Genomic DNA, 19,423 nt, shown 5'->3' with positions numbered 1-19,423 from the left:
TCGAATCTCGGAGGACCCGAAATGACCATCACCGCCGCCCTGGTCCTGTTTGCCGTCATCTGGTTTTTGACGCTCCTTGTGGTTCTGCCCATTCGCATCAAGACACAAGGTGATCTGGGTGACATTGTTCCGGGCACGCATGCGGGTGCGCCTGAAGTCCATCACATGAAGAAAAAGCTGTGGATTACAACCGGAGTGACCGTGGTGTTGTGGGCCATCATCGCCGGCATTATTCTGTCGGGCTTGATCTCGGTGCGGGACTTTGACTGGTTGAATCAACTCGAACCTCGCGACTGACCTTCACGGTCGGTCACTGGCAAGGCCGTGGTAAATATGTGTGAACGTGGCCGCTCCAATGATCGGAATGATTAAATTCACCAGAGGGATAGACAACGGAATGGCCATTAGCGTACCGGCGGCCCAAATGGTCGTTGAGTGCTTGGCCCGAAGTTGCCGCGCACCGTCTCGGCCCAGCCTGCGCATGGCGGCCAGAGTAAAATACTCCCGGCCCAGCAGAAATCCGTTCATGGCCCAGAAGATAAAGGGCGCCAAAGGGGTGAATAGGACATAGAGGATCAAGGCCAGGATGTTGGCCACGATCAGGACGCCCAAAAAGCTCAAACCATCCCATAATGCCTCGGAAAACGGGATCTTGGGGGCGGTGGGCAGACTGGGGTAATGCCTGTCCTCGACTGCCTCGGCGACCTCGTCGAGAAAAATCGAGGTGATGGCCGAAGCCACGGGCACCATCAAAAAAACCGGCAGCACCAGGACAACAAGGATACCTGAATAGTTCAGGACATCGTTCAGCCACGGTACTGCGCCGACAAAGGGCAGGGAAATCTCATTGCTCGACAACTTGTTGATGACCCAGATCGCGGCTGCGCATGCGACGACTAGAAAGATGATCGTCAGACCTACGCCGCGTAGCAACACCGCCCGAAATCTGGGGTCCCCGATCTGGCCCAACGCCGCGAAAAAGGCGTTCAGAATGATCATTCGGAAACCCACTCGGTCAGCGCTGAGATGTCTGGGCGGGGGCGTTCGGGCGGCGTGCGACCTTCGGTTGCGATATGGATAAATCCGGCCACGCGCTCGTTTTCCGCAAGTCCAAACGCTTTTTTGCAAAAACCGGGGTCATGCGAGGGCCAGCCGGACAGCCAATTGGCGCCCCAGCCCGCTGCAAGGGCCGCGTTTAACAAGGCCAGACATACGGCGCCTGCGGAATAGGTTTGCTCGATTGCGGGAATCTTGTCGGACGGTTTCTGAACCTCGATCACCGCAACCGCCAGAAGCCCCATGTCGAATTGGACGCGGGCCTTGGCAATCTCTTCGGGGCTTTTGCCAAGGGTTCGACCGCAGTCTTCGGTCAGCTCCGAAAGGCGCTGCATGGCACCTTTCTGCAGCACGATAAACCGCCACGGTTCCATTTTGCCGTGATCGGGACTGCGCGCCGCCGCTGTCAGCAAAGGTATCAACTCGTCTCTTGTTGGTGTTGGTTCAACCAGCGTCTTGGCGGGCCGGGACCGGCGCGATTGCAAGAAATCCAAGGCGGCCGGGTTCTTTAGAGGCATATGTTAACTCCCTTTACATTCTCTGTCTGTACTTTGGTTGGCAAGGTCCGGGTTTCAAGGGCACCAGACGTGCTAAGTGGATCAATTCCACTCTGGGATCTAAGATGCAATGAGATACGGGCAATCGCGTGACCGACAGCCGAAACGACGCAGTGCAAAGGAATACTTAGCTACGACTCGTGATTCTGCGTTTCGCGAATCTGATAAACGCCTTCAGGCAAGTCCAGCGCAGCCGCCAGATCGCGAACCTGTTCTGGGGACAAGGTGATTTTTTGAACTTGCCCGGTGCGCGGGTCGAACTGTTCCAAGGTCACACATTCCGCGAAACTGTTGATTACAACATCTTCTTGCAGCGGTTTTGCGCCCTGATCCACCAGAGTAATGACGGTCGAGTCGAATTCATGCTCAATAGAAAACATAACTACACAGTGCAGGGCGATTATCGCCATTGCAACCCGCTGATTGGCGTAGTGCGTATGGTCGCGCCGGATCGGCTGCGCTATGCTGGCGGCGCAGCTTGACATGCCCAAAGGAAACGAAATGCGCAGTTTGATTTTCTTACTGGTTTCGCTGCTTCTGGTGGCTTGCGAGCGGGAAACGCTCCGCGTGCAGCCCGCCGAAGACTGGGACGGGTCCGCCGCGGACACACAAGTTAGCGTCGACACTTTCCGCGAAGTCAGCCGCGCAATCGGGACCGAGGCCAAGGCCCAGTGCCTGCGTCGGACCAGACCGCAGAATTGTGATTTCAGAATACTGGTTGACCTGAACCCGGCTGCGCCTGCCAACGCCTTCCAGACCCTGGACGAAAACGGGCAGCCGGTAATCATCTTTACAAGGTCGATGATTCGATCCACTCGAAACCCCGACGAACTTGCGTTTGTCATGGGGCACGAAGCGGCGCACCATCTTCTGGGCCATATCGCCCGGCAAAGCGAGAATGCCAGCGCAACCGCAGCGAGATTTGGCGATCTGGCCCGGTTGCAAGGTGCCGACAATGCCGAAATCGAAGAGGCCCAGAAGTTGGGAGCAAAGGTTGGCGTACAGGCCTATTTGAAGGACTTTGAACTCGAGGCCGATCAGTTGGGCACCGTTATCACCTATAAGGCCGGATACAACCCGCTGGTTGGTGCCAAGTTCTTTGACCGCATTCCGGACCCCGGCGACAGGTTTCTGGGATCGCACCCGCCTAATGCACAGCGTGTCCAGATCGTTATTGAAACGGCAAAATCTCTGGGTCTGACCGAATGACGGCCGTAACGCGGCTGGGTGTTATCCTAACGGACCGGGGCTCCAGATACGCGGTCTCTGGCGCACCGGTCGAAACAAGAGACGAGATTGACGCGGTGTTGAGTCACCTCAGGACCGACAAAAGTTATGCAAAGGCCACGCACAACACCTGGGCAGCCACCTTGCCGACCGGCGCGCTGAAAGCCGACGACGGGGAAAGCGGGGCCGCAATGGTAATCCTGCGCATGATGGAGCGGGCCAACATCCGGAACCACGTGATCATCGTAACCCGCTGGTACGGCGGTAAAAAACTGGGCGGTGACCGGTTCCGCCGGGTGCAGGACGCCACGCGCGCCTACCTTGATCAGATCAGCGCTATGCCTTGACCTGTATCAAAGGCCTTCGTTTTGCAAAGCGGTACTCTGTTTCCAATGCGCCACTGGAAAGGACACCGCATGCCCAGCCGAGAGACCTTACGACTGCACGCCGGATTGGTTGACGATATGGCAAGGATGCTCGACGTCGATCTTGAGGCCGCCGCCATTGGCGGGGACGTCACGATCGATCAGATTTCCGACGCCGTGATCAATTGTACGGATTGTCAAAACCCCATTCATTGTCAAAGCCTGATGGCTCGGGAAACCCATGCAGAGCGAACGCCGGAGTATTGCCGCAATCAGGACCTGCTTCACAAGCTGATGCCATAGACAGAGAGGATGTCATGCCGCGTTTAGGGGATGCCATAACCCATCGTCAGCCTGTGCTACGGATGATGCAGGTGATCGGGGCTGATACTGCCCTATCGCATCGCTCTGGTCACCTGAGCCCGCAGGAGCGGGTCAGCGACTGCCTGGAACGGCTGAAAGAACACGATTCTATCGCCAATGCCCCCAACACCCGCCTGACCCGGCCGCAATTTTCGGTGCTGAAAACTGGACAATTGGAGGAAGGCTGATGCGGCACGTGCCTCTTGGAGATATCGAAAAACACTTCTGGCTGACACGATCTGTCGCGCGGTGCGTGGGCGTTTCGCTCACCGATGCAATGGCCGAAGACCAGCTTTCGCCGGACGGTTATGCCGAGTTGGTCACGCGCTGCCGGGCATCCGACTGTAGTGGTCGCTGCCAGGCCTGGCTGGCCTTACAGCATGAACTGGCGGAATCAGCCCCGGAGTTTTGCGCAAACGCCGACGCTCTGAATGCGCTTTCGGAGCGTTTAAAGCCGCGCGTGTGACCCGTCACATAGCGGTGTTTTCGAAGAATGCTTGCAGCCGCAAAAGAACACCTTTTTGCTCTCTTCCGCCGTGTACTTTACCGGTTCCAGACCGGTTCCCTTGTGCGAGCCATCGCAGAAAGGTTGTCGTTTGGATTTACCGCACGCGCACCAGAAGTAGCTTTTTCCTTCCTCGACTTCGACCGGAAAGGGTGAGGTCTGGGCAATAATCGGTGCGTCTGACATGTGGCTACTCCGTCTTTGGCTGATGTCGTTGCAATAGTTTAGGGCTACGGGCGGAAAAGGGTAGCGGGACACGTTATCACAGGGATTGAGACAGGAGGCGCAGGCATGGTTTCGCCTTCCTTCACGCTCTTGCAGCCGATGCTGTTGCCAGAATGAACTGCAAGCCGTATTCTGGGTACGGCCCCGAAAAACTGGGCAATATCAGAAAAGTAATAGAGGATTGACGGACATGAAACTCAAACTCGCTGCTGTTGGCGCATTTGCGCTGATCCTGACTGCCTGTGCGCAGCAGGAAGAACCGACCCCGGTTTTTGTTCAGCCTAGCTATGACAAGTCCGGTACGCCCAGCTGCCCCGGCGGGTATGAACTGGCAACAACCGAAGCAGGCCAGACTGTCTGTAACCCGGTTACTCAGTAAAAATTCAGCAGGCGGTCCTGTTGGGGACCGCCTGCACACTGTCCGCAAACCAGGCCGCCGTTGGGCGGTTTTTTCTTGCCTGTCTCGTGCCGGACAACGATCCTGATGCACGGACCAAGACCTGTAAGCGTGAGGATCGATGCTGTACTTCTTTTCCCGCCTCAAGGACCGGACCCGATGGAGTTGGCAGGGTGTGCTAGCAACCTGGAAAGCGGAGTACTCGTTCCGGGTGTGGGTTTGGGCCAACCTGATTTCGGCCATGCTGGCGTTTTGGTTGCCAATCGGTGTTGCCGAGCGCGCGCTGATCCTTGTGCTTGGGATTCTGGTGCTGGTGGCAGAGCTTTTCAACACGGCCATAGAGCGTGCAGTCGACCACACATCCGTTGATCACCATGAACTGGCTGGTCAGGCCAAAGACGCGGCCAGCGCGGCAGTTGCGTTGACGGCCATCGCGGCCGCAATTGCATGGGGTGTGGTGTTGTTTGACCTGATCTGAAAGGGGCAGGGTCACCCGATTGCGATCAGACGGGCTTGCCCCAAAGGTCATACTCACCGGCTTCATCCACCAATACGGTCAGGATGTCACCCGGTTTGAGATCAGAGAACCCTTCATCGAGGAACAGATTCCCGTCAATTTCAGGCGCGTCAGCTTTTGTGCGGCATGTTGCAGCTTCGGCATCGACCTCATCCACGATAACGTCGATCGTTTGCCCAACCTTCGCTTGCAGCTTGGCTTCTGAAATGTTCTGCGCCTTTTCCATGAAACGCTCCCAGCGGTCCTGTTTGACATCGGCAGGGACGTGGTCGGGCAGGTCATTCGAGCGTGCGCCGTCCACGTTTTCGTATTGAAAGCACCCAACACGATCCAGTTGGGCTTCATCCATCCAGTCCAACAGGGTCTGAAACTCAGCTTCGGTTTCTCCGGGGTACCCGACGATGAAAGTCGACCTCAGAGTGATATCTGGACAGATCGCGCGCCACGCATGGATCTCCTCCAGCGTTTTTGCCGCAGCTGCAGGGCGCGCCATGCGTTTCAGGACGCCCGGGTGGGCATGCTGAAACGGAATGTCCAGATAAGGCAACAGGTTGCTACCCGCATCCGCCATCATCGGGATCAACTCGCGCACGTGCGGGTAGGGATAGACATAGTGCAGCCTCACCCAGGCCTCCATTCCACCCAGTTCACGCGCCAGATCGATGATATGGCTGCGCACGTCGCGATCTTTCCAAGGGTTCACATCATATCTGCGGTCGAGGCCATATGCAGATGTGTCCTGAGAAATCACCAAGAGCTCGCGCACGCCGTTTTCGACCAGCTTTTCCGCTTCGCGCAGAATCGCATGAGCCGGGCGGCTGGCCAATTTGCCGCGCATATCGGGAATGATGCAGAATTTGCACTTGTGGTTACAGCCTTCTGAAATCTTGAGATAGCTGTAGTGGCGCGGCGTCAGTTGCACGCTGCTGGCCGGTAACAAATCCACAAAGGGGTTCGGGTCCGGTGGTACGGCGGCGTGCACGGCATCCAAAACCTGCTCGTACTGGTGCGGGCCGGTGACGGCCAGAATACGCGGATGATGCTCGCGAATATAGTCGGGCTCAGCCCCTAGGCAGCCTGTGACAATGACCTTGCCGTTTTCAACCAAAGCCTCGCCAATGGCGTCCAGCGATTCCGCTTTGGCGCTGTCCAGAAACCCACAGGTATTCACGATCACGGCATCGGCACCCGCGTAATCGGGTGATATGCCATATCCTTCAGCGCGTAGCCGGGTCAAAATGCGTTCACTGTCGACCAGAGCCTTGGGACAGCCCAATGAGACCATGCCTATGGTGGGCTGGCCAGAACTCGGCATCTCGCTGATCCGGGCGGCTGGGGCCAGATCGGGCCGAAGGTTTGGCGGATTTGATGTCATTGCGCGGCATATAGTGGGGAACACTTCCCCTTGCAAATGCATCGCGCGATTTGAATGATAAAACACAAGACAAGCCCAAAGGCGGAGAGCAGAAAATGAAATGGCTGTTGCGCATCCTGTTCATTGTTGTGGCGGTTTTCGGGTTGGTTATCGGCGCATTGCTGTTGATGCCCGGCGACAAACTTGCAGAAATTCTGGCGGAACAGGTCAGAGCAGAGACCGGGCGAGAATTGACGCTGTCAGGGGATGTAAACTTGTCCTTCTGGCCCGTTCTGGGGATGGAAACCGGGCCGGTCACCTTTGGAAATGCGCCATGGGCCGGACCCGAACCGATGCTGAGCGCGGACAGCATTGCCGTGGGCGTCGATGCTGCGGCCTTGATTGCGGGAGACCTGCGGATCAAGAGGGTGTTTGCCGATAACCCCGTGTTGCGGCTGGAACTGTCAGAGGGGCGCGGCAACTGGGAACTGCGCGTACCCGTCAGTGCGCCATCAACAGCAGGTGGGGGTAATGCGCCGGCACCCACAGATTCAAAGCCGGTGACGTTGGATCGTCTTGAGCTGACTGATGCGCGGCTGATCTATATCGAAGACGGCGCAACCAAGCTGGATTTTGCAGACGTTGTCTTGTCGGCAAGTTGGCCGGATGTCACCGCACCGATGGTGATGGAGGCGCGCATGCCTGTTCCCGGCGGAGAGGTGCAAGTTGACCTGAAAATCCCGGATTTGCCAGCCTTTTCCTCCGGAACAGCGACACCGCTGGACCTGGCGTTGAAGGCACCGGGAGGCGAGATCGGTTTTGATGGGCGCGTGAATCTGGCCGGTGAAATGGATGGTAAAACACAAGTCGTGACAACAAACACCGAAGAGATGCTGGCTGCGTTTGGACAGGCCGGGGTGAGTGTGCCGCTGGGCTTGGGGCGTGTTGCAAGTGTTTCCGGACACATGACCTATACGAAGGACGGGCGCGTTTCTCTGCGTGATATGTCCGCCAAGCTGGATAACAACCAGTTCGCTGGCGAGGCCGATATCGTGATCTCGGACCCGCCGCAGATCACGGCTCGGCTGAACACCGGCGATCTGGACCTTTCCAGCTTCAATGGGGGCGAGGCATCTGCGTCTGCCGGTGGTTCGGGCGTTCCGGAATCTGCAGGCGGTGGCTGGTCCACAACGCCGATCGACGCGTCCCCGTTGTCGCTTGCAAATGGTAAGATCAGACTCACCGCCAATTCGATTGCAGTTCCAGGTCTGAAATTCGGTCAAAGTGATCTGACACTGAACCTGGATCGCGCGCGTGCGGTCTTGGAGATGCATCCTGCCTCGCTATTTTCGGGTCAACTCAACGGTCAGGTGGTCGCGAACAATCGCAACGGCCTGTCGGTTGGAGGAAATCTGAAAGCGTCGGGGATAGATATTCAGCAGGCCTTGTCGGCATTGGGGGGCATTGAGCGGCTGTCAGGCACCGGATCAGGCGCACTGGAGTTTCTCGGCGTGGGGCAAACCGAAGATCAGATCATGCGCTCACTCAGTGGCAAAGGGAATATCGACGTCGGGAAGGGTGTGATTTCCGGCTTTGATCTGGACCGCCTGATGGGACGCGGGACAGGGTCCGGCGGCACGACGGTGTTCAACAGCATGACGGCCAGTTTCACCATCGACCAAGGTGTTCTGACCAACAATGACCTGTTGATGTTACTGAACAATTTTCGGGCCGATGGCACGGGAACAGTCAACATAGGCAGCCAGAGCATCGACTATCTGTTCACACCCGTTGCCTTGCGGGCAAACTCTGGTCAGGGCATCTCTGTACCGGTGCGGATTGTCGGTCCGTGGAGTGACCCGTCGATCAAGCCTGATCTGACCAAAGTTATCGAAGCAGCAGCGGAAGGTAAAATCAAAGATCTTGAGACGGACGCCAAGCAAAAGGTTCTGGACAAGGTCGGTAGTGAGTTGAACACGACGATCACAGACAGTGAGCAAATCGAAGATGCGCTCAAGGACAAGCTTGAGGAAGAGGCCAAGAAAGGGCTTCTAAAGCTGTTCGGCGGCGATTGAGAGAATTCGGGGGTCGTCTTCGCCCGAAATTCAAATGGTCTGGTCGTAGTCACCGACGCCGGGTTCAGTCCGGATGACTTCGTCTATATCTGCGAATATCGCGCGCATCTCTTCCTCGCTTTCGCTACTCTCACACACGACAACCAGATTTGGTGTGTTCGATGACGCGCGGACCAGGCCCCAACTGCCATTGTCCAAGATAACTCGGGCCCCGTTGACGGTAACCACCTCCTTGATCGACCGGCCCGCGAAACGCTCTCCAGCCTCGGCCTTGGCCACCAACTTGTCCACCAGCCGCTGTAGGATGTCATATTTCTCGGTGTCGGCGGCATAGGGTGACATCGTGGGTGTGGACCATGTTTTGGGAAGCGCCTTGCGCAGATCCGACATGCTCTGATCCGGGTTGCGGTCCATCAGTTTGCAGATTTCCACCGCGACGCGCATGCCACAGTCGTAACCCCGCCCGACCGGTTCGGCCAGAAAGTAGTGACCGGATTTCTCGAACCCGGCGAGGGCCCCGATCTCCTTGACGCGCCGTTTCATATGGCTGTGGCCGGTTTTCCAGTAGTCGGCCTTGACGTCTAAGGCCTGTAACTCTGGGTCACTGGCAAACAGGCCGGTTGATTTCACGTCCGCGACAAAGGTCGATCCCGGGTATAGCTTGGCCAGATCCCGGGCCATGATCACACCGACCTTGTCGGCAAATATCTCTTCGCCCTCGTCGTCGACTACGCCACATCGGTCGCCGTCACCATCAAACCCAAGTGCGAGATCGGCACCGCTGGACTTCACTGAAGCGGCCATATCGTGCAGCATTTCCATGGCTTCTGGGTTCGGGTTGTAATTCGGAAAAGTATAGTCCAACCGGTTGTGGCTGGGCACAACCACGACACCGATGCGCTCAAAAATCTCAGGCGCAAAGGCGGACGCGGTGCCGTTGCCAGTGCCGCAGACGATTTTCAGCGGGCGGGACATTTTGAAATCGCCCACAAGGTCCTCGATATAGGCCTCTTTTACACCCTCGACGAATGTGTAGGATCCGCCCGGTCTGGCCACCCCTTCACCGTTGAGGACAATATCGCGCAGCTCCGCCATCTCATCCGGACCGTGGGTCAATGGACGCTCAAACCCCATTTTGACCCCGGTCCATCCGTTCGGATTGTGGCTGGCAGTCACCATCGCCACGGCAGGCACGTCCAGATGGAATTGCGCGAAATACGCCATCGGGCTGAGTGCGGGGCCGATATCCTTGACCTGAATTCCGGCCTGCATCAGCCCCAGGATCAACGCGTTTTTGATGGACAGAGAATAGTCGCGATAGTCGTTGCCGACTGCAATCACCGGCGCGATGCCGCGCTTGTGCATCTGCGTGCCCAGCCCTAGCCCAAGGGCGGTCATCCCCGGCAGATTGATCTCATCGGGGTATTTCCAGCGCGCGTCGTATTCCCGAAACCCTGTGGGTTTGATCATTGCGTCGCGCAGAAAGCTCCAGGTGTTGGGGGTCACCTCGGGGATTGGTTTGGTCATAACAAATCTCAATGGTTAAATCTGAATCGGGTTGGTCTTGGCCAGCGCATCGAAGCGCATCAATGTGTCAACAAGTTGGGGCATCTGATCGAGGTAGATCATGTTTGGGCCGTCGCAGGGTGCGTTGTCCGGATCCTGATGCGTCTCCATGAACACAGCGGCGGCGCCGACGGCGACCGCGGCACGGGCCATCACAGGCGCAAATTCGCGCTGACCACCGGACGATCCGCCATGGCCGCCGGGCTGTTGAACCGAATGGGTGGCATCCATCACGACCGGGTACCCTGTCTGCGCCATTTGTGGGAGCGAGCGCATATCTGCGACCAGAGTGTTATAGCCAAAGGTCGTGCCGCGTTCGGTCAGCAGGATGTTCCGGTTTCCTGTGCTTTCGATCTTGGAGATAATATTGGGCATCTCCCACGGCGCCAGGAACTGGCCCTTTTTGACGTTGATCACGGCACCTGTGTTACCCGCAGCCAGCAGCATATCTGTCTGGCGGCACAAGAACGCCGGGATCTGCAGGACGTCCACCGCCTCAGCCGCAACAGCGCATTGCGCCTCGGTGTGAACATCGGACAGAACGGGAATGCCCATCGTTTTGCGAATATCGTCCAGAACCTGCAACCCCGCATCAATCCCCATGCCGCGTTTGCCGGACAATGAGGTGCGGTTGGCCTTGTCATACGAGGCCTTGAAAACATACTGCGCACCTGCGGCATCGCAGGCCTCTTTCATTGTGCCCGCGATCATCTGGGCGTGATCTGCGGTTTCAAGCTGGCAGGGGCCGGCGATGATGGTCAGCGGAAGGTCGTTGCCAACTGTCAGGTCGGCGATTTTTACATGTTTCATGGGTCTTTACGAGGATACCTGTTCACGAAGGACCGACGCGGTAAGCGAGATCATCAGGTAGATACCAGCAAACAACAGGAAAGCCAAAATCGTATTTTCGAACTTGCGCGGATAGCTGGCTTCCTGGCTTGGAACAGGGTTCACCGAGACCGTCAAATACCGCACCTGACGGTTCGCCTCGGTGCGTGTGGTTTCCATATGCTGCATGGCGGTTTGCAGCATCATATCGCGTGCCACCAGATCGGCCTGAGCCATCTGAATGCGCACGCTTAGGCGGGCCAGCGAGTTTTCGCCAGCCGAGGCGTCCAGCATCTCGGCATTCAGGTCCGCCAGCACTGTTTCCAGACGGGCGATATCACCGCTGACGCCATCGACCTTTGCCTGATTGGGCCGTAGATTGTCTTGTAGCGCGGCCAGCTCAAGCTCTTTGTCCTGCAGCAGAATCTCGATTTCGTTGATGCGCCCGCGCAAGCTGGCAATTACGTTTTCCGGGTCCAGCACAGCCCCTTGAAGCTGCAATTCAATCAAATCTTCCTGCGCTTGCCGGCGCGACTCCTGTGCTGTTTCAAAGCTCTGCAGGGCATCGCTCATTTGATCTGCGCGTTTCTTTTCCGACAGGGCATTCACGCGCTCTTCGGCATACGAGATGAGCCGCTCGGAAAATTCAGTTGATGTCTGGGCATCCGGGGCCGCAACCTCCATTCGGATGACGCCTTCGGTTGGATCGTATCCGATGGTTACCATGCGTTTGTAGAGCTTGTAGGCATCTTCCAAAGTGGCGTCAGGGGTCAGCCTTTGGACGGGATCGATCCACTCTTGTTTGAAAACATCCGAAAATCCAGCATCGCGGTCCAGCAACAGCAACGCTTCTTTGGATTCCAGAAATGACTGGACCGAGATCGAATCCTGGGTTGTGGCAAATTGCGTTCCTGCCAACAGTCCGCCAATTGCGCCCGGCCCGCCATCAGCCTGCAGGATCAGGAACTCTGAATCACTAGCGTACATCGGGGTTGCAACGCGATAGAAATAGTACCCGACGATCAGGGTCGGCAGCATCACGAAGGCCGCCAGGCGTGCAAACAGCGCAAAGAGTTTGCGCCGCCGTCTGCGCGCAATGTCTTTTTGAATCTGGCCAATCTCAAGATTGCGGCGCTCGGACGGGCTCAGTTCCGGGCCGGGCAGGTTCGGTTGTTTGCCTTCAACAGGCTCCGGCAAGTGGATTTTGACCTCGCCCTTGGATGGTTTGTCTGCGTCTTTGTCCTCCCGCTTTGCCGTCGCAAGGTCCAATAGATTGGTGCGCTCGAAAGGGTCGATGCCTTTTTTGCGCAACAACCGCACGGCGTCATAATCAGAGGTCGCGGCCAATCCCTGTTTTTGTGCCAGCCGCCGTGCGATGCGCAGCTGGCGCCCTGTCAGCCCTTCACGCTTGATGTCATCCAATTCTGTGCTGGGTTGCGGGGCGTCCGATGCGGCCGTGTCTTGCGTCGCGCTGCGGATCCGCGCGATCGCATCGGCGCGTGCTTCAGGCGTCCCTTCACCCTGCCGTTCGCGACGCCAGTTGTACTTTTTAACCTTGGGTTTCGTAGTCATATAACTGCTTTGCCTCTTCCAAGGTTTCAAACATGTACAGCTGCCCGTCCAGCAGAACTGCGGCTTGCTGCGCGAACTTCTCGAGCGTGGATGGGCTGTGGGACACTATCACCAATGTTGTGGTGCGCAATCGTTCCTGCAGGATGGACCCCGCCTTCTTGTTAAACTCCACATCCGTTGTCGCGGGCATGCCCTCGTCGATCAGGTACATGTCAAAGTCCAGCGCCAGCATCAAAGAAAAGGTAAACCGCGCCCGCATCCCCGAAGAATAGGTTGCAAGCGGCTGGTTGAAGTATTCGCCCAAGCCACACAGCCAGTTGCAATAGGCTTCGACATAGTCCGGGTCCATGCCGTAGATCTTGGCGATGTAGCGGGCGTTTTCCAGCGCCGACATCTTGTTGGACACACCACCCGTGAATCCCATCGGAAACGACACCCGGCATTCCCGCCGGATGACACCTTCATCAGGTTTCTCAAGCCCGGCCATCATGTTGATTAACGTGGTTTTTCCGGTTCCATTTGGCGCCAGAACGCCCAGGGACTTGCCGATTTCAATACGGAACGACACCTGATCCAGAATCACCTTGCGGCGCGTCCCGGTCCAGAAGGATTTGCTGACATTCTCGAATTCAAGCATTCGCAGCCTGCTGCTCAGTCCGTTTGTGTGTCGCTCGTTTGGGTGGCGATGAAACGTAGTCTGTATCGGCCCATATTGGCTACATTATGTCGAATTATGAAACAAATGATCAATGCACGTCGGAAACGGACCGCTTCGGCTGGTGTTTTCGGGCCGCTGGAGCGGTCGTTTTGAACTTACAAGTGGGATGATTATCTTTGTCTAAAGATGCGGACCGATTTGGATGCAGGAAGGGTTGTGAACAGGTGAATAGTTTGGCCCGGGAAATCGCCTCTTGCCGTTTGTGCGCGCGCGAATTTGCACAAACGGCGACGGCGCACGAACCACGCCCGGTGGTTTGGTTCCAACCCGGAACTCCGATCATGATCGCCGGGCAGGCGCCGGGTGCGCGGGTGCACGACTCCGGTCAGCCCTTTACGGATCCGTCGGGAGATCGGTTGCGTGACTGGTTAGGTATCGATCAGACCGTGTTTTATGACCGGGCACGGGTTTCTATCGTGCCGATGGCTTTCTGTTTTCCTGGCTACGACTCGCGAAACGCGGATTTACCGCCTCCCGCCATTTGCCGGACGACCTGGCATGATCAGGTGATGCAGGTGTTGGGAGAGGTGCCATTGACCGTTCTGGTTGGAGGTTATGCGCACAAGTACCATCTGAGCACCCGTGGGTCGGTGACTGAAACCGTTCGAAACTGGCAGGACCATGCGCCGCAGGTCTTTGCCTTGCCTCACCCGTCATGGCGCAATACGGCATGGCTGAAGAAAAACCCATGGTTCGAGGCCGAGCTGCTGCCGGTTCTGCGCTCAAGGGTCCAAGAGGTACTGAATGACTGAAACCACGGCGCTGGATGCTGCCCATGCAGCGATGCAGGCCGCCTCGCAAGATGACAATGCGAGGTTGAAGTTCTTTGAACGTCTGGCGGATAACGAACTGTTTGTGATGCTGACCGAAGAAGCACGGGACGAGAACATTTCGCCAGAGCTGTTCGATGTGGCCGACGGGCGCTTTGTCCTGGCGTTTGATCGCGAGGATCGGCTGGCCCAATTTGCGGGTCGCCCGGTGCCATACGTGGCGCTTTCCGGACGAGTCTTGTCATCCATGCTGGCCGGGCAGGGGATCGGGCTTGGCCTGAATCTGGACGTTGCTTCGTCGTCCATGCTGATCCCCGCCGAAGCGCTGGAGTGGCTGGCAGATACCCTTCAGCACGGCCCTGAGGAGGTGCAGGAGCGGCTGACAGAGTTCCTGCCACCGTCCGGCTTGCCGGACAGTCTGTTGACCGCTTTGGATGCCAAGCTGGCGTCCGCTGTTGGTTTGGCGCAATCCGCGTTTCTGGTTGCCACAAAGTCACAGGACGGTGCCATGGGCCATCTTTTGGGTATTGTTGGCGCAGTTGAGGGCGCCGAACCCGCTTTGGCCAAGGCTGCCTCCGAGGCGCTGACCTTCTCCGGTGTCGAGGCAGGTGCCATGGATGTTGGGTTCTTCGCGCCAAGCGATTCAACCACAGCCCTTCTGGAAAAAGCGGGTCTGCGCTTCGACTTGCCCCAGGCAGAAGCTGCTGTTTCGCTGCGTGCGGCTCCCGGGAGCGATCCGGACAAGCCGCCGGTACTCAAATAGAAGCGCTTTTCAGGCAAGCTCACGCGACAGACCCGCGCCGCGCGAGTTCGTGTCGCTTCCTAAACTATTCCGCCGCCGCTTCCAGCTTGTCTTGTGTGCGGGTCTCAAAATCGCTCGCCTCATGCCGTTCGTGCAGTTGTGTGTGCGGCTCGCCAAATGGCCGGTTCACCATGCGGCCGCGTTGCACCGCCGGGCGCGCATCAATGGCCTTGGCCCAACGCATAACGTTCTTATAGGATTCGACGTCGAGAAACTCTGCCGCGCTGTAGAGGCGCCCCAGAACGAGTTGACCGTGCCATGGCCATATCGCCATATCGGCAATCGTGTAGTCTTCGCCCGCGATATAGGTCTTGTCGGCCAGTTCGCGATCCAGAACGTCCAACTGCCGTTTGGTTTCCATGGCAAACCGGTTGATCGGGTACTCCCATTTTTCGGGCGCATATGCGTAGAAATGTCCGAACCCTCCACCCAGGTACGGCGCGCTGCCCATCTGCCAGAACACCCAGTTCATGGCCTCCGTGCGCTCTGGACCGGATTTCGGTAGGAAGGCACCAAACTTTTCAGCCAGATGAAATAGGATCGATCCGCTTTCAAAGACGCGGACCGGTTCCTCGCCAGATCTGTCCCACAGGGCTGGGATCTTTGAATTCGGGTTTGCCCCAACAAATCCCGAGCTGAACTGGTCACCTTCACCAATGTTGATCAGCCAGGCATTGTACTCGGCACCTTCGTGACCGAGCGCCAGCAGCTCTTCGAGCATGATGGTCACTTTCACCCCATTGGGCGTGGCCAGCGAGTACAGCTGCATCGGATGGCGTCCAATTGGCAAATCCTTGTCGTGGGTGGCACCGGCGATGGGTCGGTTGATGTTGGCAAATTGCCCCCGCTTTCGCTGTCCCAGGTCCAGATTTTCGGGGGCGTGTAAGTGGATTGATCGCTCATCTCTTGCCTTTCCTGCCGATTTCGGGGCCGCGCGCCCGATCTTGCTACAGCTAATATTGCAGTTTCCAGAGTCCACCCCCCGTTTATCAAAGCGACGCTGTAATAAAACGGGCATTCCCCTCACTTTTTCTCGTGCCACGTCACAGCGGCGCGAGCAGGACTACGAACTGCCGGAGAATCGAATATTGTTTCGCTAATCCCGCCAGACTGGCGCCCCCGCAATCGATGACACAAAAGGATTTACCAGATGAAACGACTCGCATTGACCTTCGCTGCGGCAATGGCACTTGCCGTACCAGCGTTTGCCGGCCCGCAATATGTGGATGGGACCGGTTTTGCCGTGTCTGGATATGACGTTGTGGCCTATCGCAGTCTCGATCAGGTCCCGGTCGGCCAGTCGCAGCCCGAAGGCGTGCGCGGCAAAGCCGAGATTACCGCCGACTACAATGGCGCCACTTGGGCATTTGCAACCGAGGAAAACCGCGACAAGTTCCTGGAAAACCCAGCTTTCTACGCCCCCCAATATGACGGTCATTGCGCGTATGGCGTGTCCAAGGGCGGAAAGGTGCCTGCAAATCCGAACCTGTGGCGCATTGTCGATGACAAGCTGTATCTGAACATCACAGACGTGGTTGTAGGGTTCTGGGAAGAAGATGTGCCTGGGAACATCAACTTGGCAGAAGGCAATTGGCCGGGCATCGAACCTGCGGACGCGTCGACCAGTGTAATCCCGAAGTTTACCTCAGAAGGCCCGGTCGCCAACTAAAGGTGCAGTGACCATCCAAAGCCCGGCTCGAAAACGCCGGGCTTTTTTGTTTGATCAGCTTGCCAGCCAGAATTCGTCTCGGATGTCCGAAGTGGACTCAAACCGGATTCGAACGCTTTTGGCGCCGGGGAACTTGCGCGCGCAAATCGTTTCGGGGATCACCACCTCGCCGGGACCTGCACCCTTTGACTGAAAGCTCAAGACCTCGGTTTCCGTGTGCCGCGCATTGGTCAGCACGGACGTGGGCAAGGCAACCCGGTTGGCGCCTTCACACACTGGTGTCGGCACAAAATACGTAAGGTGACGCCCAAAAAAACCGACCGCATCCGGGACGTGATCCGACGCGGCGCCGTCTGACGTGCTTGGATCTGAGCCTTGCGGGCGTGTCATATCCGAAAGTGCCCGGTCCGGGTTCAACCGGTCTTTGCATGTCGCGATGGCGTCTTGAGGAAACTCGATGACCCGCTTTTTTAGCCTTGGCCGACGAGGCATGCGCGCGTCGGTCCCGGCCGCGCCTTTTGCAACCAGACCTTCTTTGCGCAAAAAATCATAAGCGGCCTTCGCGCGGGCGAAATCCGCGCAATCGCCACCGGTGTGATCCGGATGATCGTGAAAGGCGATATGCCGCCAGGCTTCGCGAATATCGTCTGAACCGGCGCAAGCGTCCAATCCAAGCGCTGCCAGCGCGTCGGTGCGCGCCCTGATCTTGTCGACAGGCTCCATACCAAAAACACTCTTTAAACTACACGTCCCCAGTTTGGCTATGGCTTGGGCGTTGTCAAATTTTCCCAAGAATTTCATTGGTTAGTGAGAACAATAAGGCGCCCGTTTGACAATTGTACGCCGAAGTAGACGGGGTTGCGCACGGTATGTGAACAAGGTCACAGTTCATGCTTGCACAAAGAAGACCCGGGCCAAGAGATGACCCGGGTGAAACGCAAAGCCTGCTAAGGTCAGGCGACGTTCTGTAACTCGGCTTTGGGTGTGATCCCCAAGGCAAAACACACGTCTCGCGTCAACTCGGGACGGTTAAGCGTGTAAAAGTGCAGCTTGTCCTCGCCACCTTCGATCAGGTCCGAGCACAATTCGGTGCACAATGCTGTGGCCAGCAAGTCCTCGCGGTCATCGCGTATCGCTTTTTCGAAGGCTTGCTCGATCCACCCGGGGATATGCGCTCCGCAGCGCTGGGCGAATTTGCGTGCGCCGTGCCAGTTCTCGATCGGCAGAATGCCCGGAACAATTGGTTTGTCGATTCCGGCTTTGACACAGGCATCGCGGAAGCGAAAGAATGTTTCGGCCTCAAAGAAAAACTGGGTAATGGCCTCGTCCGCGCCCGCATCCAGTTTGGCCTTAAGCCAATCAATGTCAGCCGCTGCGCTTTGGGCTTCGGGATGGATGTCCGGATAGGCACCCACGCGGATATTGAACTTACCCGTGTCTGCAAGCGCCGAGATCAGTTCCACCGAGTTCGAGAACCCGTTGGGGTGCGGTGTGAACTTCGCGTCTCCTTTGGGAGGATCGCCGCGCAGGGCCACCAAGTCTTTTACGCCCGCTTTTGCAAAATTGTCGGCGATTGCCAGGGTCTCCTCGCGGGAGGCATCAACGCAAGTGAGGTGCGCCGCGACAGGCAGACCCGAAGAGTTGTGCAGGGTTGAGACGGCGTCCCGTGTCAGTTCGCGCGTTGTGCCGCCAGCCCCGTAGGTGACGGAAACAAAGCGGGGTTCCAGCGGTGCAAGTGTCTGAACCGTATCCCACAGACAGAAAGATGCCGCGAGGGTTTTCGGGGGAAAGAACTCAAATGAAATTTCAGGTTTGGTCATGGCGGTCTCACAGGTTCAATTTGGGCACTTGTGCCACGGTGAGCATTGTGAGACAAACTCATAATCTTCAAGAACAACATGAGCGCAGTGAAATATGCATATCGAGTTCCGGCATCTGCGGACGATCAAAGCAATCCATGAATGCGGCGGTCTTGCGCGTGCGGCGGACCAGTTGCACATCACGCAATCCGCGTTGAGCCATCAGATCAAAGGGCTGGAGGATCAGGCCGGGGTTGAGCTGTTTTTACGCCGCTCGAAACCCATGAAACTGTCCGCTGCCGGATTGCGATTGCTACGTCTGGCCGAGCAGATTTTGCCGCAGGTCGAGGCGGCGCAACAGGAGTTTTCTTCGCTGCGGGATGGGCGCACCGGCCGGATGCACATCGCTATCGAGTGCCACGCCTGTTTTGAATGGCTTTTCCCGGTGCTCGAGGCGTTCCGGAAATCTTGGGCGGATGTGGATGTGGACATACGCCCGGGTCTGGCCTTCGACGCCATACCTGCGTTGCAGAAAGAAGAGGTTGATCTGGTGGTCTCGTCAGACCCAGAGGACCTGCCTGGTGTCGAATTTGTGGAACTGTTTGACTACAATGCCGTTTTCGTTGCCGCATCATCCCATCCTCTGGCCGAAAAGGACTTTATTGAGGCCGAGGATTTTCGGGGTCAAACTTTGATTACCTATCCGGTTGAGCGCACCCGGTTGGATGTATTCAGCCAGTTGCTAATCCCGGCGCGGGTCGAACCGGCAGTGATCAGACAAGTCGAACTGACGGCTGTCATCCTGCTGCTGGTGGCGTCAAACCGAGGCATTTCGGTCCTGCCGGACTGGGTCGTGCGCGAGGTGAAATACAACTCGGATTATGTGACCCGCCCCCTGACGAAAGAGGGCGTCACAAGACGCCTTTACGCCGCAGTGCGAACGGATGATCTGAAAAAACCATACGTTCAGGAACTCGTGAAATTGGCGCGGGACGAGGCGCGGCGGCTGCAGGCACAATAGACGGTACACAAGGCGCTCAGGTAAGGCCGGGTATGCG

24 protein-coding genes and 1 pseudogene are annotated in these 19,423 nt (G+C 57.3%); 13 read left to right on the top strand and 12 right to left on the bottom strand.

The window, feature by feature from the left end; translation table 11 throughout:
* The first annotated feature begins 21 nt into the window (after positions 1-21).
* Positions 22-297: a DUF1467 family protein gene (locus tag ACR3ES_RS19780; protein WP_170429520.1), complete on the top strand. Its 276-nt coding sequence runs from the start codon at positions 22-24 to the stop codon at positions 295-297.
* Positions 298-300: 3 nt separating this feature from the next.
* Here the strand turns inward: ACR3ES_RS19780 and ACR3ES_RS19775 are convergent, their stop codons facing one another.
* The 3 genes from ACR3ES_RS19775 to ACR3ES_RS19765 form a co-directional block, all read right to left on the bottom strand.
* Positions 301-999, bottom strand: coding sequence for an EI24 domain-containing protein (locus ACR3ES_RS19775; protein ID WP_170429523.1), 699 nt, complete (start codon positions 997-999; stop codon positions 301-303).
* Positions 996-1,574 carry a nitroreductase family protein gene (locus tag ACR3ES_RS19770; protein ID WP_170429526.1) on the bottom strand — a complete coding sequence of 193 codons (579 nt, stop codon included), beginning with the start codon at positions 1,572-1,574 and terminating at the stop codon, positions 996-998. The genes ACR3ES_RS19775 and ACR3ES_RS19770 overlap by 4 nt, the downstream gene beginning before the upstream one ends.
* Positions 1,575-1,744: 170 nt before the next feature.
* Positions 1,745-1,993: a hypothetical protein gene (locus ACR3ES_RS19765; RefSeq protein ID WP_170429768.1), complete on the bottom strand. Its 249-nt coding sequence runs from the start codon at positions 1,991-1,993 to the stop codon at positions 1,745-1,747.
* Positions 1,994-2,114: 121 nt separating this feature from the next.
* On the opposite strand from ACR3ES_RS19765, the gene ACR3ES_RS19760 reads away from it, so the two are divergent.
* The 5 genes from ACR3ES_RS19760 to ACR3ES_RS19740 are packed head-to-tail and all read left to right on the top strand — an operon-like array spanning position 2,115 to position 4,034.
* Positions 2,115-2,822, top strand: a complete 708-nt coding sequence (locus ACR3ES_RS19760; protein WP_170429529.1) for a M48 family metalloprotease — start codon at positions 2,115-2,117, stop codon at positions 2,820-2,822.
* Positions 2,819-3,187 (top strand): YigZ family protein, encoded by a 369-nt coding sequence (locus ACR3ES_RS19755; RefSeq protein ID WP_170429532.1) that lies wholly within the window; start codon positions 2,819-2,821, stop codon positions 3,185-3,187. Before ACR3ES_RS19760 ends, ACR3ES_RS19755 begins: the two co-directional genes overlap by 4 nt.
* A gap of 45 nt (positions 3,188-3,232) precedes the next feature.
* On the top strand, positions 3,233-3,508 hold the full coding sequence (locus tag ACR3ES_RS19750) for a DUF6455 family protein (RefSeq protein ID WP_480493565.1): 276 nt from the start codon (positions 3,233-3,235) through the stop codon (positions 3,506-3,508).
* 14 nt (positions 3,509-3,522) lie between these two features.
* Positions 3,523-3,756: a hypothetical protein gene (locus tag ACR3ES_RS19745; protein ID WP_170429538.1), complete on the top strand. Its 234-nt coding sequence runs from the start codon at positions 3,523-3,525 to the stop codon at positions 3,754-3,756.
* Entirely contained in the window at positions 3,756-4,034 is a 279-nt protein-coding gene (locus tag ACR3ES_RS19740) for a DUF6455 family protein (protein ID WP_170429540.1), read from the top strand. The genes ACR3ES_RS19745 and ACR3ES_RS19740 overlap by 1 nt, the downstream gene beginning before the upstream one ends.
* Here ACR3ES_RS19740 and ACR3ES_RS19735 read toward each other — a convergent pair.
* On the bottom strand, positions 4,017-4,259 hold the full coding sequence (locus ACR3ES_RS19735; RefSeq protein ID WP_170429542.1) for a CDGSH iron-sulfur domain-containing protein: 243 nt from the start codon (positions 4,257-4,259) through the stop codon (positions 4,017-4,019). The two genes, ACR3ES_RS19740 and ACR3ES_RS19735, sit on opposite strands and share 18 nt — an antisense overlap.
* Positions 4,260-4,488: 229 nt before the next feature.
* Between ACR3ES_RS19735 and ACR3ES_RS19730 the strand changes: the two genes are divergently transcribed.
* Both ACR3ES_RS19730 and ACR3ES_RS19725 read left to right on the top strand, forming a co-directional pair.
* The gene (locus tag ACR3ES_RS19730) at positions 4,489-4,677 is read left to right on the top strand and encodes a hypothetical protein (protein WP_170429547.1); all 189 of its coding nucleotides are present in this window, start codon (positions 4,489-4,491) and stop codon (positions 4,675-4,677) included.
* A gap of 139 nt (positions 4,678-4,816) precedes the next feature.
* Entirely contained in the window at positions 4,817-5,173 is a 357-nt protein-coding gene (locus ACR3ES_RS19725) for a diacylglycerol kinase (protein ID WP_170429549.1), read from the top strand.
* Positions 5,174-5,198: 25 nt separating this feature from the next.
* On the opposite strand, the gene rimO is transcribed toward ACR3ES_RS19725, so the two are convergent.
* Positions 5,199-6,587: a 30S ribosomal protein S12 methylthiotransferase RimO gene (gene rimO / locus ACR3ES_RS19720; protein ID WP_170429552.1), complete on the bottom strand. Its 1,389-nt coding sequence runs from the start codon at positions 6,585-6,587 to the stop codon at positions 5,199-5,201.
* Positions 6,588-6,682: 95 nt separating this feature from the next.
* On the opposite strand from rimO, the gene ACR3ES_RS19715 reads away from it, so the two are divergent.
* Entirely contained in the window at positions 6,683-8,641 is a 1,959-nt protein-coding gene (locus ACR3ES_RS19715) for an AsmA family protein (RefSeq protein WP_170429555.1), read from the top strand.
* A 30-nt stretch (positions 8,642-8,671) separates the two neighbouring features.
* Here the strand turns inward: ACR3ES_RS19715 and ACR3ES_RS19710 are convergent, their stop codons facing one another.
* From ACR3ES_RS19710 to ACR3ES_RS19695, 4 genes are read right to left on the bottom strand one after another with little or no spacing between them, the layout of a single operon-like run.
* A complete protein-coding gene (locus ACR3ES_RS19710) occupies positions 8,672-10,168 on the bottom strand; it encodes a phosphomannomutase/phosphoglucomutase (RefSeq protein ID WP_480424285.1) in 1,497 nt (498 codons plus the stop codon).
* 15 nt (positions 10,169-10,183) lie between these two features.
* Entirely contained in the window at positions 10,184-11,017 is an 834-nt protein-coding gene (gene kdsA / locus ACR3ES_RS19705; protein ID WP_170429561.1) for a 3-deoxy-8-phosphooctulonate synthase, read from the bottom strand.
* A gap of 6 nt (positions 11,018-11,023) precedes the next feature.
* Positions 11,024-12,607, bottom strand: a complete 1,584-nt coding sequence (locus ACR3ES_RS19700; RefSeq protein ID WP_170429563.1) for a capsule biosynthesis protein — start codon at positions 12,605-12,607, stop codon at positions 11,024-11,026.
* Positions 12,585-13,244 (bottom strand): ATP-binding cassette domain-containing protein, encoded by a 660-nt coding sequence (locus tag ACR3ES_RS19695; RefSeq protein WP_170429566.1) that lies wholly within the window; start codon positions 13,242-13,244, stop codon positions 12,585-12,587. The genes ACR3ES_RS19700 and ACR3ES_RS19695 overlap by 23 nt, the downstream gene beginning before the upstream one ends.
* Before the next feature lie 245 nt (positions 13,245-13,489).
* Between ACR3ES_RS19695 and ACR3ES_RS19690 the strand changes: the two genes are divergently transcribed.
* Both ACR3ES_RS19690 and ACR3ES_RS19685 read left to right on the top strand, forming a co-directional pair.
* Complete coding sequence (locus ACR3ES_RS19690) at positions 13,490-14,077, top strand: uracil-DNA glycosylase family protein (RefSeq protein ID WP_170429569.1); 588 nt, start codon at positions 13,490-13,492, stop codon at positions 14,075-14,077.
* Positions 14,070-14,858, top strand: a complete 789-nt coding sequence (locus ACR3ES_RS19685; protein WP_170429572.1) for an SseB family protein — start codon at positions 14,070-14,072, stop codon at positions 14,856-14,858. The genes ACR3ES_RS19690 and ACR3ES_RS19685 overlap by 8 nt, the downstream gene beginning before the upstream one ends.
* Positions 14,859-14,922: 64 nt before the next feature.
* Here ACR3ES_RS19685 and yghU read toward each other — a convergent pair.
* A pseudogene (gene yghU / locus ACR3ES_RS19680) lies at positions 14,923-15,800 on the bottom strand (glutathione-dependent disulfide-bond oxidoreductase).
* Positions 15,801-16,047: 247 nt separating this feature from the next.
* Here yghU and ACR3ES_RS19675 point away from each other — a divergent pair.
* A complete protein-coding gene (locus tag ACR3ES_RS19675) occupies positions 16,048-16,566 on the top strand; it encodes a YHS domain-containing (seleno)protein (RefSeq protein ID WP_170429578.1) in 519 nt (172 codons plus the stop codon).
* A gap of 54 nt (positions 16,567-16,620) precedes the next feature.
* Here the strand turns inward: ACR3ES_RS19675 and ACR3ES_RS19670 are convergent, their stop codons facing one another.
* Positions 16,621-17,367, bottom strand: a complete 747-nt coding sequence (locus tag ACR3ES_RS19670; protein WP_480493566.1) for a J domain-containing protein — start codon at positions 17,365-17,367, stop codon at positions 16,621-16,623.
* A 152-nt stretch (positions 17,368-17,519) separates the two neighbouring features.
* A complete protein-coding gene (gene metF / locus ACR3ES_RS19665) occupies positions 17,520-18,386 on the bottom strand; it encodes a methylenetetrahydrofolate reductase [NAD(P)H] (protein ID WP_170429584.1) in 867 nt (288 codons plus the stop codon).
* A 94-nt stretch (positions 18,387-18,480) separates the two neighbouring features.
* Between metF and ACR3ES_RS19660 the strand changes: the two genes are divergently transcribed.
* Complete coding sequence (locus ACR3ES_RS19660; RefSeq protein WP_170429586.1) at positions 18,481-19,386, top strand: LysR family transcriptional regulator; 906 nt, start codon at positions 18,481-18,483, stop codon at positions 19,384-19,386.
* Positions 19,387-19,423: the final 37 nt, after the last annotated feature.

Source organism: Ruegeria sp. B1 (assembly GCF_056535885.1).
This window is presented reverse-complemented; position numbering and strand designations above follow the sequence as displayed.

What these genes read in the sequence shown, in the direction of transcription:
- ACR3ES_RS19685 (WP_170429572.1), top strand. Translation starts at nt 14,070, where the DNA reads ATGACTGAAACCACGGCGCTGGATGCTGCCCATGCAGCGATGCAGGCC.
- ACR3ES_RS19735 (WP_170429542.1), bottom strand. Translation starts at nt 4,259, where the DNA reads ATGTCAGACGCACCGATTATTGCCCAGACCTCACCCTTTCCGGTCGAA.
- ACR3ES_RS19760 (WP_170429529.1), top strand. Translation starts at nt 2,115, where the DNA reads ATGCGCAGTTTGATTTTCTTACTGGTTTCGCTGCTTCTGGTGGCTTGC.
- ACR3ES_RS19670 (WP_480493566.1), bottom strand. Translation starts at nt 17,367, where the DNA reads ATGAAATTCTTGGGAAAATTTGACAACGCCCAAGCCATAGCCAAACTG.
- ACR3ES_RS19745 (WP_170429538.1), top strand. Translation starts at nt 3,523, where the DNA reads ATGCCGCGTTTAGGGGATGCCATAACCCATCGTCAGCCTGTGCTACGG.
- ACR3ES_RS19710 (WP_480424285.1), bottom strand. Translation starts at nt 10,168, where the DNA reads ATGACCAAACCAATCCCCGAGGTGACCCCCAACACCTGGAGCTTTCTG.
- ACR3ES_RS19660 (WP_170429586.1), top strand. Translation starts at nt 18,481, where the DNA reads ATGCATATCGAGTTCCGGCATCTGCGGACGATCAAAGCAATCCATGAA.
- rimO (WP_170429552.1), bottom strand. Translation starts at nt 6,587, where the DNA reads ATGACATCAAATCCGCCAAACCTTCGGCCCGATCTGGCCCCAGCCGCC.
- ACR3ES_RS19725 (WP_170429549.1), top strand. Translation starts at nt 4,817, where the DNA reads ATGCTGTACTTCTTTTCCCGCCTCAAGGACCGGACCCGATGGAGTTGG.
- ACR3ES_RS19755 (WP_170429532.1), top strand. Translation starts at nt 2,819, where the DNA reads ATGACGGCCGTAACGCGGCTGGGTGTTATCCTAACGGACCGGGGCTCC.
- ACR3ES_RS19740 (WP_170429540.1), top strand. Translation starts at nt 3,756, where the DNA reads ATGCGGCACGTGCCTCTTGGAGATATCGAAAAACACTTCTGGCTGACA.
- ACR3ES_RS19750 (WP_480493565.1), top strand. Translation starts at nt 3,233, where the DNA reads ATGCGCCACTGGAAAGGACACCGCATGCCCAGCCGAGAGACCTTACGA.
- ACR3ES_RS19700 (WP_170429563.1), bottom strand. Translation starts at nt 12,607, where the DNA reads ATGACTACGAAACCCAAGGTTAAAAAGTACAACTGGCGTCGCGAACGG.
- metF (WP_170429584.1), bottom strand. Translation starts at nt 18,386, where the DNA reads ATGACCAAACCTGAAATTTCATTTGAGTTCTTTCCCCCGAAAACCCTC.
- ACR3ES_RS19715 (WP_170429555.1), top strand. Translation starts at nt 6,683, where the DNA reads ATGAAATGGCTGTTGCGCATCCTGTTCATTGTTGTGGCGGTTTTCGGG.
- ACR3ES_RS19765 (WP_170429768.1), bottom strand. Translation starts at nt 1,993, where the DNA reads ATGTTTTCTATTGAGCATGAATTCGACTCGACCGTCATTACTCTGGTG.
- ACR3ES_RS19775 (WP_170429523.1), bottom strand. Translation starts at nt 999, where the DNA reads ATGATCATTCTGAACGCCTTTTTCGCGGCGTTGGGCCAGATCGGGGAC.
- ACR3ES_RS19780 (WP_170429520.1), top strand. Translation starts at nt 22, where the DNA reads ATGACCATCACCGCCGCCCTGGTCCTGTTTGCCGTCATCTGGTTTTTG.
- ACR3ES_RS19730 (WP_170429547.1), top strand. Translation starts at nt 4,489, where the DNA reads ATGAAACTCAAACTCGCTGCTGTTGGCGCATTTGCGCTGATCCTGACT.
- ACR3ES_RS19695 (WP_170429566.1), bottom strand. Translation starts at nt 13,244, where the DNA reads ATGCTTGAATTCGAGAATGTCAGCAAATCCTTCTGGACCGGGACGCGC.
- ACR3ES_RS19675 (WP_170429578.1), top strand. Translation starts at nt 16,048, where the DNA reads ATGAAACGACTCGCATTGACCTTCGCTGCGGCAATGGCACTTGCCGTA.
- kdsA (WP_170429561.1), bottom strand. Translation starts at nt 11,017, where the DNA reads ATGAAACATGTAAAAATCGCCGACCTGACAGTTGGCAACGACCTTCCG.
- ACR3ES_RS19770 (WP_170429526.1), bottom strand. Translation starts at nt 1,574, where the DNA reads ATGCCTCTAAAGAACCCGGCCGCCTTGGATTTCTTGCAATCGCGCCGG.